12 protein-coding genes are annotated in these 14803 nt (G+C 53.0%); 7 read left to right on the forward strand and 5 right to left on the reverse strand.

Annotated elements, in window-relative coordinates; translation table 11 throughout:
- Positions 1-26 precede the first annotated feature (26 nt).
- Positions 27-884 carry a QcrA and Rieske domain-containing protein gene (locus AABA21_RS01510; protein ID WP_338247114.1) on the reverse strand — a complete coding sequence of 286 codons (858 nt, stop codon included), beginning with the start codon at positions 882-884 and terminating at the stop codon, positions 27-29.
- Positions 885-965: 81 nt separating this feature from the next.
- Positions 966-1526, reverse strand: a complete 561-nt coding sequence (locus tag AABA21_RS01515) for an RNA polymerase sigma factor (RefSeq protein WP_338247116.1) — start codon at positions 1524-1526, stop codon at positions 966-968.
- Positions 1527-1662: 136 nt separating this feature from the next.
- On the opposite strand from AABA21_RS01515, the gene AABA21_RS01520 reads away from it, so the two are divergent.
- From AABA21_RS01520 to clpB, 3 genes are all read left to right on the forward strand, one after another.
- Positions 1663-2199, forward strand: coding sequence for a hypothetical protein (locus AABA21_RS01520; protein WP_338247118.1), 537 nt, complete (start codon positions 1663-1665; stop codon positions 2197-2199).
- Positions 2200-2591: 392 nt separating this feature from the next.
- Complete coding sequence (dnaK, locus tag AABA21_RS01525) at positions 2592-4496, forward strand: molecular chaperone DnaK (protein ID WP_338247120.1); 1905 nt, start codon at positions 2592-2594, stop codon at positions 4494-4496.
- 96 nt (positions 4497-4592) lie between these two features.
- A complete protein-coding gene (clpB, locus tag AABA21_RS01530) occupies positions 4593-7208 on the forward strand; it encodes an ATP-dependent chaperone ClpB (RefSeq protein ID WP_338247122.1) in 2616 nt (871 codons plus the stop codon).
- 77 nt (positions 7209-7285) lie between these two features.
- Here clpB and AABA21_RS01535 read toward each other — a convergent pair whose 3' ends face one another.
- From AABA21_RS01535 to AABA21_RS01545, 3 genes are all read right to left on the reverse strand, one after another.
- Positions 7286-8521 carry a sensor histidine kinase gene (locus tag AABA21_RS01535; RefSeq protein WP_338247124.1) on the reverse strand — a complete coding sequence of 412 codons (1236 nt, stop codon included), beginning with the start codon at positions 8519-8521 and terminating at the stop codon, positions 7286-7288.
- Positions 8522-8710: 189 nt separating this feature from the next.
- Positions 8711-9814 carry a WD40/YVTN/BNR-like repeat-containing protein gene (locus AABA21_RS01540; protein ID WP_338247126.1) on the reverse strand — a complete coding sequence of 368 codons (1104 nt, stop codon included), beginning with the start codon at positions 9812-9814 and terminating at the stop codon, positions 8711-8713.
- A 33-nt stretch (positions 9815-9847) separates the two neighbouring features.
- The gene (locus tag AABA21_RS01545; RefSeq protein WP_338247127.1) at positions 9848-10126 is read right to left on the reverse strand and encodes a MoaD/ThiS family protein; all 279 of its coding nucleotides are present in this window, start codon (positions 10124-10126) and stop codon (positions 9848-9850) included.
- Between the two features lie 403 nt (positions 10127-10529).
- Between AABA21_RS01545 and AABA21_RS01550 the strand changes: the two genes are divergently transcribed.
- From AABA21_RS01550 to AABA21_RS01565, 4 genes are read left to right on the forward strand one after another with little or no spacing between them, the layout of a single operon-like run.
- Positions 10530-11219, forward strand: a complete 690-nt coding sequence (locus AABA21_RS01550) for a GntR family transcriptional regulator (protein ID WP_338247129.1) — start codon at positions 10530-10532, stop codon at positions 11217-11219.
- Between the two features lie 19 nt (positions 11220-11238).
- Positions 11239-12207 (forward strand): ROK family protein, encoded by a 969-nt coding sequence (locus AABA21_RS01555; RefSeq protein ID WP_338247131.1) that lies wholly within the window; start codon positions 11239-11241, stop codon positions 12205-12207.
- A gap of 32 nt (positions 12208-12239) precedes the next feature.
- Positions 12240-13010 carry a glucose-6-phosphate isomerase family protein gene (locus tag AABA21_RS01560; protein ID WP_338247133.1) on the forward strand — a complete coding sequence of 257 codons (771 nt, stop codon included), beginning with the start codon at positions 12240-12242 and terminating at the stop codon, positions 13008-13010.
- Positions 13011-13059: 49 nt separating this feature from the next.
- The gene (locus AABA21_RS01565) at positions 13060-14802 is read left to right on the forward strand and encodes a class I mannose-6-phosphate isomerase (RefSeq protein WP_338247135.1); all 1743 of its coding nucleotides are present in this window, start codon (positions 13060-13062) and stop codon (positions 14800-14802) included.
- Position 14803: the final 1 nt, after the last annotated feature.

Genomic DNA, 14803 nt, shown 5'->3' on the forward strand with positions numbered 1-14803 from the left:
TGACTTCAATCAACGTAAAATACATTCTAATGCGCCTGCGGCACCATCACATAGACGTTACCACCTTCGACTTTGGTCTGCAGTTGGGGGAGAGGAGGCAATTCATACCGGTAGTTGAGGTTCTGGTGGATGCCAGTTTCTGCGAAGATAGCGCTATGGCATGGGCAATGGAAGCTACGATCGGCATCATTCCATTGCACGATACAGCCCATATGTGTACAGGCGGCAGAGAGAGCGGTAATACTGGCGTTGGGATCGGCACTGTTTTTGGAACCCTGTGGATTGCGCAGCACATAGCCGGTAAGGGTGGGCGCGCTAAAGCGGACCGCTGACTGGCCTAAATCGGCCAGCCGCACCACGAAGTGCCAGGTGATAGGGATACCAGACTCGATCTCAAGCCGGGTGGCGGGATATTGCGGGGGGAGTGGAGTCTCGGCCACTTTTTTAGCCGCTATCTGCTGCTCAACCACATGTTCCGCGCCACCACCAACTACCAGCGCGGCGGCCGCGACAGCGCCTCCCATCAACAGGCGGCGCCGTGACACGAAGCGCACCGGCCTCCAATGCACCTTCTTCCTATCATCATCTCGCGACTCGGCAACGGGGCTGGCCTTCTTTTCGTCAGGGTGTGGATTGCTAGCAGGCGATGACATCTCCTCAGTATTGAGCTCCAGCAATTGCTGCTTCAGGTGCTCGACAAATTCTGGCTGCGGCTCAACGTTTTCGGGCGCGGCCGCTCGAAAAAACGCCGCCATCTGATAAATGCGCGCCTGTTCAGGAGTTAATTCAGCTGGAGGATGCGCCACCTGGCCAGACTGCAATCGCTCTATATAGCGCTCCAGCTCCAGGTAATCTTCAAATCTTTCCTGATCATCGCCCGCCATGATTGCTCTCCATTACATAGGTATGTAGTTTAATGCTGACAATTTGATTGAATGCATTATATTGCACAATGCTCATGTGCTTCAAAAAATCGTAACATCAAGTTCCGCCGCCCGCTTGAGTGCGCGAAACTGCAGCACCTTCACATTTGCTTCTGTCAGACCAAGCTTCTGGGCCGTTTCCTTGACCGAAAGATTGAGCAAGAAACGACACCTAAGCACTTCGCGGTAATGTTCTGGCAACAAGCGTAAAAGCGCATGAGCTTTTTCTACAGGTGATTCATTTATCTCCGCCAGAGCTGGTTCGGCAGGACCCTCCCAGCCCTCATCCAGCAATGCCTCCAACGAGCTGGTCGACGCGCGATAGTAGTTGCGCCAGTAGTCCGCAATGGTCGTGCGCGCTACCTGGAAGAGCCATTTCTGCATGCTCTGCTGGCCCCGTTCTGCTTTCATGCTGCGGGCAGCTTTCATAAATATTTGCGCACACAGATCTTCCGCTTCTTCCCGATTACCCACCTTACTGTAAACGTAGCGGTAGATCACTCCAAGATGCTCCTGGTAAAAGGTTTGAAACACCTCTTGTGCTTGCCCATGTGAATCGCTAGGTGTATTCACACTGCCTCTCCGACTATTCCTTTTTAACATAAAAGAAGTTGCATAGTTCTATATAAAAACATACGTTGCCAGGTTACACTTTCAGCACAGACATACCCTATTCCGAATTCCCACTTTCCTTTCATAGAATCTCTACCATTAAGAGGATCTGAAAGAGGGAATAGAAATGCTGCCCAACGTTGTTGATAATGGTGTAAGCATAATGGCAGAGGTCGTTGGTAAGAGATATATACTACGGTTAGGGTCTCATACAAACAACTCCTTAGTAAAAGAAAGCGGTCTTCCTATGTTGTGCACCTCATCCTCTTCTTCTGTGCCGTCTGCTCAAGACTTTGTACAGTTCACATTAATACCTCCACAGAATGTGGTTCAGATTGCGGCCTCAACGTTACGTGCGCAATTGAATGATTCAACTATCCTCCTGCGTTCGGAGCCTGAAAACGCTGCAGAACCGCTTATCCTCCCTATTTCTAACACGCATAGTCTGTCACTCTCTAACCATGGCTGGGAAAGCATAGCGCTCAGTCTACAACAGGCACAAGGACAGGTTGAAATCAGCACCACAATCCAGGAGCAGATGCTTCTTGTCAGCTATGATCGCCTGTCAGCGTCCGGAGAACTCTATCCCACCCGCATGATGATCCGCGGTGGCGTCGTTTTGTTACAGACATCCGATTCCCCAGACCACCAAGAATCCAACTAATAACAACAAAACGGAGAAGAGGTGGCGCCAGGCGGCGCCACCTCTTCTCCGTTTTGGATATCCCAGGCACGGCCCTCCTCTTTTTCAGAACATCAAGACGAATATAGATCAACTAAAACCCATCATTATACTCTACTTATAGATGATGAGCTACAACGATAAATACTTGACAACAGCGTAACCATCACCGTATACTTTATTTAATAATCAAAAGAATCACTTAAAAACATGGCCCTCCGGCATAGCTACAAAAAAACCTATCGTTCGTCCCACTTAAGTATGCATTTCAGGCACATCATTTATAGAAAATGGGGTCGCCTGCCATGCATAAAATGACGAATTGTGACGAAAAGAAGTCTCAACGAGGCTTTTTTGAAAGGACACTGGTAGCAATGGCGAAAGTACTTGGCATTGATCTGGGAACAACCAATTCGGCAATGGCTGTGATTGAAGCTGGTGAACCAACTGTATTGGAGAACAGTGAGGGATCGCGCATCACCCCTTCAGTTGTCGCGATGACCAAAGGTGGCGAACGACTGGTAGGGCAGGTGGCAAAGCGGCAGGCTGTGACCAATCCAGAAAACACCATCTATTCGATTAAACGCCTGATGGGACGCAAGTTCAACGATCCCGAGGTGCAACGCACCATCAAGATGGTCCCCTACAAGATCACACCTGCTCCCAATGGTGATGTGCGCGTGGTAATGGGTGGACGCGAATATAGTCCGCCAGAGATTTCCGCGATGATTCTGCAGAAGTTGCGCGTCGACGCAGAGGCAAAGCTAGGCGAGCGCATCACCCAGGCTGTCATTACGGTTCCCGCTTACTTTAATGATACCCAGCGTCAGGCGACAAAAGACGCCGGTACCATCGCCGGCCTGGAGGTTCTGCGTATCATCAACGAGCCGACGGCGGCCTCCCTGGCGTATGGACTGGATAAGAAACACGATGAAATTATTGCCGTCTATGACCTTGGTGGTGGTACGTTCGACATATCGATTCTGCAGCTGGGCGAAGGTGTCTTTGAGGTTAAGGCGACCAATGGCGATACCCATCTGGGCGGCGACGACTTTGATCAGCGCATCATCAACTGGCTGGTCGATGAGTTCCGCAAAGATCAGGGCATCGATCTGAGCAAGGATCGTATGGCACTGCAGCGCCTGAAGGAGGCGGCCGAACGCGCCAAGGTTGAATTGTCTTCATCGCAGCAAACAGAGATCAACCTGCCCTTCATCAGCGCGGATGCCAGCGGTCCACGCCATATGGTGATCACGCTGACGAGACCCAAACTGGAACAGCTGGTAAGCGACCTGATTGAGCAGACACGGGGGCCGGTGATGAAGGCATTGGAAGATGCCGGCGTCAAACCCAATGAGGTCAACGAAGTCGTCCTGGTAGGCGGGCAGACACGCATGCCGGCGGTCGTCGACCTGGTGCGCAAGATCTTCGGCAAGGAGCCGAATAAGGGCGTCAATCCCGATGAAGTGGTGGCTGTGGGTGCCGCCATTCAGGCGGGTGTGCTCCAGGGAGAGATGAAAGATGTGCTGCTGCTCGATGTGACCCCGCTCTCACTGGGCGTTGAAACCATGGGTGGCGTGATGACAAAACTGATCGAGCGCAACACAACCATTCCGGCACGCAAGAGCGAGGTCTTTAGCACGGCGGAAGATAATCAGTCGGCCGTGGATATCCATGTCCTGCAGGGCGAGCGTGAACTGGCGCGCGACAATAAGAGCCTGGGGCGCTTCAGGTTGGAAGGGATCGCCCCGGCGCCTCGCGGCGTGCCCCAGATCGATGTCGCCTTTGATATCGATGCCAATGGCATCCTTAATGTAACGGCGCGTGATAAGGCGACCGGTCGCGAACAAAAGATTACGATTACAGCCTCCAGTGGTCTCTCCAAAGAAGAGGTGGAAAAGCTGGTGCGCGACGCGGAGCAGCATGCCCAGGAAGACCAGCGGCGCCGTGAAGAGATTGAAGCGCGCAATCGCGCAGATAGCATGGCGTACCAGGCAGAGCGTACCCTGAAGGACGTCGACGACAAGATTTCCTCCGATCTGCGTAGCTCTATCGAGGGGAAAGTAAAGATGGTGCGCGATGCTATGGCCAGCAATGATACGACGCGAATGCGTTCGGCGACCAGCGAACTGGAGACCGAGATGCAAAAGATTGGTCCAGAGGTATACAGCCAACCTGCAACGGGAACCGCAGGAGCAGGAGCCGGGCCTTCCTCAACAGGAACACCACCTGATAGTGGCGATAGTGGTACCGTCGAAGGTGAATATCGCGAAGTCTAAAAGCTCATTTCGTCATTGCTCACATCGAAAGCTTGTCATTGCGAACAAGCTTTCGATGTGAGCAACATATGTTTTCAAAGGTGTAGAGAAAGAACGATGAACATTGAGCATTTTACGGAAAAATCGCGGGAAGCGGTGAGCTCGGCGGCACAGATTGCACGTGAGCACAATCATAACCAGGTTGAGGTAGAACATCTGCTGGCCGCACTACTGGCGCAAGAGGGTGGCATCGTCCAACAGATCATCACAAAGGCGGGAGGCAACCTGTCCGCTGCACAAAAAATCATCAATGACGAGCTAGAGCGTATGCCAAAGGTGTACGGTGGCAGTGAGCCAGGCATCTCTCCCCGATTGCGCAAGCTGCTGGAAGATGCCTGGAATGAGATGAATGCCTTCCATGACGAGTACCTCAGCGTAGAACACCTGCTGCTGGCCATGTTCAACATCAAAGATGGTGCGGTGGCACGTGTGTTACAGGCGGCAGGACTCACACGAGACAATGTGCTACAGGCACTCGCCTCCATCAGAGGCGCGCAGCGCGTCACCGACCAAAATCCCGAGGGTAAGTATGAGGCGCTGGAGAAATACGGGCGCAACCTGACCGCGCTGGCCCAGCAAGGAAAACTCGATCCGGTCATTGGGCGCGACGAAGAGATCCGGCGCGTTATCCAGGTGCTCAGCCGGCGTACGAAGAATAATCCGGTCCTTATTGGCGAGCCCGGCGTCGGCAAGACGGCGATCGTCGAAGGGCTGGCGCTGCGCATCGTGCGCGGCGACGTTCCTAAGACCCTGGCCAATAAGCAGATCATCTCTCTCGATTTAAGCGCGTTGGTAGCCGGCGCCAAGTATCGCGGCGAGTTCGAGGATCGTCTGAAAGCCGTTCTCAAAGAGGTTACAGGCTCTGATGGCAATATCATTCTCTTTATTGATGAACTGCATACCCTGGTCGGCGCGGGCGCGGCCGAGGGTGCGATGGACGCCTCGAATATGCTGAAACCGATGCTGGCACGTGGAGAGCTGCACTGCATCGGCGCCACAACTCTGGATGAGTATCGCAAACATATTGAAAAGGATGCGGCTCTTGAGCGGCGCTTCCAGCCGATCATCGTTGAGCCGCCTTCGGTTGAAGATACGATCAGTATTTTGCGCGGACTGAAACAGCGCTACGAGATCCATCATGGGGTGCGCATTACCGATGGGGCGATCGTCGCAGCGGCCGTGCTGTCAGATCGCTATATTACCGACCGCTTCCTGCCCGACAAGGCAATCGACCTCATCGATGAGGCCGCCAGCCACCTGCGTGTTGAGCTGGATAGCACACCAACTGAGATCGACGCGCTGGATCGGCGCATCCGTCAGCTTCAAGTAGAGCTCGAAGCACTCAAGAAAGAGACCGATCAGGCCAGCAAGGAGCGCATGGCCGGCGTCACACAGGAGATCACATCCCTGCAAGAGCAGCTGGATGCACTGGAGCAGGCTTTCGAGCGTGAACGCGCTCCCGTTGAGGCTATCCAGCGCCTGACCAAAGAGCTAGAGCAAGCTCAGGTTGAACTGGAGCGAGCCGAGCGTGAATATAACTTTGAGAAGGCCGCCGAGCTGCGCCATGGCACGATCCCAAAACTGGAACAGAAGATTGCCGAAACCGAAGCACAGCTTAGCAGCATCAAGGAAAAGCGTCTGCTTAAAGAGGAGGTCGACGCCGAAGATATCGCCGAGGTGGTCGCTAAGTGGACGCATATCCCGGTCTCCAGGTTGATGGAGGGTGAGATCGAGAAGCTGGTCCACATGGAGGAACGCCTGCGGCTACGGGTAGTGGGACAGGAACTGGCGCTGACAGCGGTCTCCAACGCCATCCGCCGCGCACGTGCCGGCCTGCAGGATCCTCACCGTCCACTCGCCAGCTTCCTCTTCCTGGGTCCTACCGGCGTCGGAAAGACGGAACTAGCTCGCGCCCTGGCGGAATTTCTGTTCGACGATGAGCGCGCTATCATTCGCATCGATATGTCCGAGTACATGGAAAAATATAGCGTATCGCGCCTGATCGGAGCGCCCCCAGGATACGTTGGTTATGAGGAGGGGGGCCAGCTCACAGAGGCGGTGCGCCGTCGACCCTATAGCGTGGTGCTGTTCGATGAGATTGAGAAGGCGGCCCCCGAAGTGTTCAATACACTGCTGCAGTTGCTCGACGATGGTCGCCTGACCGATGGGCAGGGACGAACCGTTGACTTTAAGAACACGGTCATCATTATGACCAGCAACGTAGGAGTTGACTGGCTTAAGGAACTAGAGGGAATGGATGAGGATGAGGTGCAACGCCAGGTGCGTCAACGCCTGCGATCAGAAGGATTCCGGCCAGAGTTCATCAATCGCATCGACGAGATCGTAGTCTTCCATCCAATTACTCGTAAGCAGATGAGGGATATAGTCACCATTCAGCTCAATCGTCTACGCCCACGGCTAGCCGATCGTCATATAACGCTCCAGATAACGGATGCCGCTCTGGATCTGCTGGCGAATATAGGCTACGATCCACAGTTTGGCGCTCGCTCGCTCAAACGTGTTATCCAGCGTGAACTCGAGAATCGCATCGCCAGTGAGATTCTCAACGGCACCATCCATGATGGCGACGCCATCAAAATTGACGCACGAGACGGTAAAATTGTGGTTGAAGCGGTAACACCTCAAAAACAACAGGCTACCTATGCAACCTGATCAAGCTAATCAAGAAGGCCATAGGACTGGCATCCTATGGCCTTCTTGTACAGAAATAAAGAGTACACACCCATTCCTTAATCCTGAGAAGCCTCTTCTTTTTCATTATTGTTTAGCGGAATGGTAAACCAGAATGTAGAACCCTCTTCCGGCACACTCTCAACCCCTACCTGCCCGCCATGCTGCTCGACAATCGCCCGGCAAAGGGATAGCCCGATGCCCAATCCAACATGAGGGACCTCATCATCTTCATTCGGTTCCACGCGGGGCTGAGCACGATAAAAACGCTCCCATATACGCTGTTGTTCCTCCAGTGAGAGACCCGGACCCTCATCACTTACCGAGACGCGAGCAAAATCTGCTTCAGCCGTCAGGCAAATCGTCACCAGCGTTGATGCTCTTGCATATTTTAACGCGTTTGAAAGGTAATTTGAAACAACCTGTTCCAGGCGATCGGGATCTCCATATACCAGCAACATATCAGAAGAGCGATTCCAGACAATACGCTTCCTGGCGTTCATGCCTTCAAGGCGTTCAACCGCCTGGTCGACACAATCGACAAGGTTACAGTCAGTTCGTTTTATACGGAACGTATTGCGTTGAATACGAGATGCATCCAGAAGGTCATCAACCAGCCGCGTTTCTATGACCGCCGATCTTTCGGCATAGTGTAAAGTCTTGAGCAGCGACTTTATCTGCGGATGCAGATGCACAGCCTCTGGAACGGAAAGCAGGTGTTTCTGAATTTTTCGGCACGCGAACTGGATATTGCCCTGGATACCAGTCAGTGGTGTCTTTAACTCATGGCAAATGATGCCTATGAATTCTTCAAGCTGATGTTGAGCATTTTTGCTGATATTTTCCTGCTCCTGAGCATGGCGGCGCGCTCGTTCGCGTTGATAGACAATAATAGAGATCATCATACCAGTCAGGGCAAACAGGGCGATCGAAACCAACTCATTTAGATTCAATCTCTGGAAGGCTACGTGCGGAAACAATCGACCAAGCAGCAAGGGCTGGAAAAACAGATCCAGAATCAAGCCGGTCCCCACCAGAAGCAAACAGATAGAAGGTCCAATACCCCATACTACTGCTGCAACCGTCACAACCAGCAACAAGATGGTATTAATATGGGTTGAAGTAATTGGAAAACCCTGGTTCCACACCAGAGGCGCAAGCGCCAGCATGAGGGCAGCCAGTGGCAGTGTAATTAGATAACCGATAAGGGGACGGCGCCATGCCGAAAGCGATGCCGTCATAGGGCCACGCGTGAAAGAAAGCCTGGCGGGCCGCTGGCTTGGAGATCGCTTCATTTCCTGGTTTCCTTTGTATCTTCTACGAATCGATCATCTGGCTTTTCAATATGCTCAGCAGGTCATCCATACAACACTTATCATATAAGAGATTCTACCATCGTAGAACAAGCAAGAGGAAACTCAGCCGATGGAGGGTTTAACCCTCCGCCCTTCAGGGGAAAGACGGAGGAAGAGTTGTGAGAACCGTTAGGGCAGATAGGTCGCGCTGACCGAGTAGATGGTGGGCAGAAAGTCAGCGATCAATTGCCAGTGATCACCGCGATCGTTGCTGGCGAAGAGTTGTCCTGTATTGGTGCCAACATAGACGCCGCAGGGATCAAGCACATCCGTGCACATACCGTGACGCAACACACCCAGGCGCACATTAGGCCCCTTCGGCAGACCCTGCGTCAGCGCCTCCCATTCCTCGCCCGCGTTCTGCGTGCGATAGACGGTAAAATGCTCGCTGAGGTTGTGGCGTCCCTCGCCTTCAACGATCGAATACAGCGTTTCTGGATGGTGTGGATCAAGGGCGAGAGGAAAACCGAAGTCAGAGGTCAGGTTGCTATGCACGTCGATCCAGTCGTCACCGGCATTCAAGCTCTTGTAGAGTCCGCAGTGATTCTGCTGATAGAGTACATCCGGCTCTGTGGGATGCTGCAGGAGGCGATGGATACATTGACCGAACTCTGGATAACGGTCAGGCTGAAAGTCGGCGCGTGTATTCTTATTAGCGAACTTCCAATTCTTGCCCCCATCATCGGTGCGCAGGCAGCCCACGGCTGAAATACCTATCCACATGCGTTCGGGATTGGCATAATCGGCCACGATGGAATGCAGACAGAGGCCACCCGCGCCGGGCTCCCAGCGTTCACGGGTTGGGTGCTCAAGCAGGGCCGTATTTGGCTCCCATGTCTCGCCGCCATTCGTGCTGATCCACAGACACGCCGGATCGGTACCGGCGTAGATAACGCCGGGCTCCTGCGCACGACCCGGCTCGATATACCAGATATTTTTCAGGTTTAGACCACTATCGGGCGCGAACTCAATACCCCGACGCGGCTCCTGCCAGGTCTGGCCAAAATCATCACTATAGCGTATAAAGGATCCGAAAAAATCACCATTTTCAGCAGCAAACAGGCGATAATCGGCACGAGGATCAAAGATCGCGTAAAAAATACGGCCACCATTGAGCGTAGTATTCTCGACCGTCCAGTTGACCCGGTCAGATGAGGAAAGTAGGAAGAGCCCCCTCTTCGTACCCACCGTCAGCACTACCGTACCCGAGGGGTACTTTTTCCGTTGCATCATGTTTCAATCTCCTTTACGAAAGTGGAACTGTTGTCAGCCTCCGGCCACCGAGGGAATGACGAGGATACGCGCCCCAGCGGTAACGGGCGTATCCAGGCCTCCTAGATAGCGAATATTGGCCTGGTCAATAAAGATGTTGACATATGAACGCAGTTCACCGGTCTCGTAGCAGAGATGGAAACGAAGTCCTGGAAACTGTTGCTCCAGGTCCGCAATAATATCGCGAATCGTGGCCCCTTCTACGTTCAGGCAAGACTGCTGATTGGTTTTCTCGCGCAGTATCGGCGGGAGAATTACCTGAGCAGTTGGCATAGCCATATTCCTCTTTTACGTTGATAGCCTTCCCATGCCTATGATAGACAGCGCAGTGCGCTCCCTATTAGTCAGTATAATCGCGACAGATCAAAAAAACTTCTTCCATCTTGCTCTTTTCACCTCACCTTCCACGTCCTCGGAAATACTTCTTCCTTATCGCTTGACAACGTTCTGTAGCTAACTTATAATTACGTCATAATCAAGTCGTTATAACGACTTGATTATGACGTAATTATAAGTTAGCTACAAGTTAATGCGGGGTCAGTATATATATCTGTTCCCTTGCCCAGAAATGATTGAATGCATGGATTCTGTAGATCGCGCGCATCTAGATGCTGAACATAATACACACTTAAGTTCCCGGACGCCATTGCCTAAGTACCACATCATTAAAGAGGTTATGCTCGGGCAGATTGCTGACGGTAAATGGGCGGTTGGTGCTCTGATCCCTTCGGAGCCAGAGTTGTGCCGGGAGTTTGGCGTTAGCCGTATTACTGTACGCCGTGCGATCGCCGAACTGGTCCAGGATGGCAAATTGCGCGCCGTGCAGGGGAAAGGGACGTTTGTGGCTTCTCCCAAGCTACAGGAGCACTTTGTCCAACGCGCGTTCGGCTTTTTTGAAGATATGCAGCGGCGCGGGCTGGTTCTGACGACAGAGGTGTTGCGGCAGGAAATCATCCCATCTCCAGTAGAGGTCGCTTTACAGCTTGGGATCTCCCCACGCGAACCAGTTCACGTGATTGTGCGTGTACGTTCGGTAGCAGGAGAGAAGATTCTGGTCTCGACCACCTATATCCCTGAATATCTATGCCCCGGCCTGGAACACGATGATATCTCTACCGGTTCACTCTATCAACACCTGCAACATCGCTACCAGTTGAGCATTGCCCATGGCAAACGCAACCTGGAAGCGGTCTCGGCTGGACAATGGGAAGCTCGCTTACTCGATATCGCGCTTGGTAGCCCCCTGCTGCGCCTGGATAGTACCGCATACCTGGCGAATGGGCGAGCATTTGAGTATTCGCAGGCGTTACAACGTGGCGATCGCGCACGTATCGAGGTTGAATTTCTGCCCGCCAGCGAAGAATAACATCCTAAAGGAGTAGATTATGGCTGACAGGGTGATCTCAGCGCAAGACGCTATCCTGGCCTTTGATGTGGGAGGGACGCGGATGAAAACCGGGATTATCCGTGGCGATACGCTGATCAAAGGAGAGGTTGTAGCTCTCAATCATACGGCTGGAGACCAAACAGATGATGTGCTGGGTAGCATTATACGCTTGAGTCGGGCAGCGCTGGCACAACATACTATTTCCGCTATCGGCCTCTCACTTCGTGGCATCGTCGATCCGCAATCAGGCATCATACTTGATGTTAATGAAGCGCTACGTGAGTTGATCCATGTTCCTCTGGGCGAGCGACTCTCTCAGGAGCTTGGACGACCTATCTTTGTTGAAAATGATGCTCGGATGTATACTCTGGGCGAGTTTATACATGGGGCGGGACGCGGCTATCAAAATATGCTCTGCCTGACGCTGGGTACCGGCGTCGGGAGCGGCGTGGTGATTGGCGGACGCCTGCTACGCGGTCAGCGTAGTATCCGGGGTATTCTTGGCGGACACCTGACGATTCAGGCCAATGGACCACGTTGTAGCTGTGGCAATGTGGGCTGCCTGGAGGCACTGGTGGGCACGAGCGCATTAATACGCCAGATCGAGGAAGGACTGGCCAAAGATCCCTCTTCTCTCTTACATACAACCGCACACACACCACGTCATCTCTTTGCAGCAGCAGCCCAACATGATCGACTCGCTCTCGCGATTGTTGATACATTTGCCCATCACCTTGGCTGTGGCATCGTCTCCTTGATCCATGCCTATGATCCAGATGTGGTGGTGCTAGGGGGTGGCTTTATACACTCACATCAGCTGTTCCTGTCAGCAGTACAGGCATATGTCAACTCTCACGCCTGGACAATTCCACGTGGCCGCGTGGCAATAGTACCGGCTGCACTGGGAGATATGGCGGCACTCTTTGGCGTCGCTGCGTCGATCTCCCAGCCAGATATTTATCTTTAAACATGGTCTATAGCAAAAGGAGTTTTTCGATTATGAAGGATTTGCGTTCTCTTAGTGGCATGGATCTGCGACTCAATGAGGAGCAGTTACGGCTCGATTTCGGTGCGGATATCTTCCATCCCGACGGCGAGGTGCGCACTCTGCAACAGGCACGGCCGATGCTGGCGGACACACAGGCACAGGGACCTGATCATCTCTACACTATTTATATGGACATCGGTCGTAAGGAGGATTTTTCGGCGATTGAGCAGCAAGGTCTCCTCTACGGTTCGGTTGTCTACAATCATGGTACGCTAGGCAATGAGCGTTTACGTAGTCAGGGTCATATCCATTCAGAAAAACCTGGTACGGGCCTGCGCTACTCCGAAGTCTACGAGTTCTGGACCGGCCATGGCCAGGTCTACCTGCAAAAGGAGTGCGCTCCGGATGTGACACGCGCATACCTGGTGCCGTTTGGTCCGGGTGATAAATTGGTGATCCCTTTCGGCTGGGTCCACCTGGTAGTGACAGAAGGTGACGAGCCGGTCTCCTTTGGCGCCTGGTGCGCGCGTGAAAATAAGCTGGAGTACGAGCACCTGCGGGCCCTTGGCGGACCAGCCTATTTTTTCCTTGCTGATGGCACGCTGGCTCGCAATCCCCGTTATACGACGATACCAGAAGTACACAACGCCACGCCTGCGGACTTCCCCCTGCTCGGCATCCCTGCCGATCGGCCTATGTATACCTCCTGGCTGGAAAACCCCGAACTCTACAGATTTATGGCCAACCCTGAACTCGTTGGTGATATCTGGCGCGACTTTTAACGTTGATCCGTCATCCCAGGATGATCGCACTATTCAAGAAGGTCTCTTTATGTCTAGCAAGAATTATGTTTACCGCACCGAGCCGATACATGTGTTTCCCGAGCTCCAGATAGAACGTGGCCATAATGGCCTGGCGCAACAAATTTTCACACGCTTACAAGACGACAACTCGCTGACGTTGATCAGCATAGATGGCTTTGTTGGCCTGCCATGGACGCCCTTTATCACGCACCTGCGCACAGCTCTTGATCAGCTTGGTATTCAGGCGCACTGGCTCTCAACGGATAGCTGCTTTCTCCCTGAGGAGCGGCTGGATCAAGCGTTGGAAAGCTCTCTGACAAACGATCCTGTATTCGGCAGGTTGTATCATGGCACGCTTACAGAACTCTGGGATGCCTCGGCTGTGCAACAGTTGCGCACGTCGCTGGAAGATCTGGCTGGTATCCGTATTGTCTATGGATATGGGGCCTCGCTCCTCGTCCCACAGGGGATGCATATCTATGTTGATGTACCGAAAGACCGGGGGCAGGCCCTGGCCAGCCAGGGAGTGGTCTCCAACGTAGGCTCCCATACACACCTCTCCTTTGGCCAGACCTATAAGCGTTTCTACTTTGTTGATTGGCCAATGTTGAATCGCATTAAGCGTCAGGAGCTCAGTCGGCTAGATCTCTATGTGGATGGCACATTCTGTGATGCGCCACGGACAGTCTCAGGCGATGATTTTCGCAACGCTCTGCATGCGCTGGCGCAACAACCATTCCGCGTTAAACCCTGGTTCGCGCCCGGCCCCTGGGGTGGGCAGTGGATGAAAGAGCAGTTTGGCTTGCCTCCTGAGCAGCCCAATTATGCCTGGTCCTTTGAGCTGATCGCGCCAGAGAATGGATTGCTGCTGGGCAATGGTGAGCAATCGATCGAATGTGCTTTCGACTATCTGCTGTGGCTTGAAACCGATGCCGTGCTGGGCGTTGCGGTTGCCGCGCGCTATGGTAGCTACTTTCCGATCCGTTTCGATTATCTAGATACGATGGGAGGAACAAATCTTTCCTGCCAGGTGCATCCACGCGTTGACTATATTCGCAATGAATTTGGTGAGCCCTTCACGCAGGATGAAACATATTATATCGTAACCTGTGATCCCGAGGCACGAGTCTATCTGGGACTACGTGAGGAGACTGATCTGGAGAGCTTTAAGGCTGCGGCATACGCGGCCCGCGATCAGCAGGTGCCGTTTGATATCAATACCTATGTCAATAGCCAGCCCAGCCATCCACATGATCTCTTTCTGATCCCCAGCGGCACGGTCCATTGTAGTGGCGCCAATAATCTGGTACTGGAGATTAGCGCCACACCATATATCTTCACCTTTAAGATTTATGATTATCTCCGTAGTGATCTGTCAGGGAAGCTGCGCCATGTCCATCTAGACCATGCCTTTGCCAATCTTGAACCCGCACGCCGTACGGACTGGGTAGGCGAGCATCTATGTCCTTCTCCCACACTCCTGCGCGAAGGTATTGATTGGGCAGAATATAGCATTGGCAATATTGAGCAGCTCTTCTTCGCTATTCATCGGCTGGAGTTCCGTTCTCAGATCAATGATCACACCGCTGGCAAGTTTGTCGCGCTCAACCTGGTTGAAGGGGAGCGCTGTGAGATTCTCACTCCTGGCAACTCCGCGGTTGAGCTACGCTTTGCCGAGAGCATTATTATTCCGGCCAGTGTTGGCAACTATACGCTGCGCAACCTGTCACCAGCGACCCCATGCAAAGTGGTAAAGGCCTTTGTCAAATAGC

The organism is Dictyobacter halimunensis, assembly GCF_036245075.1.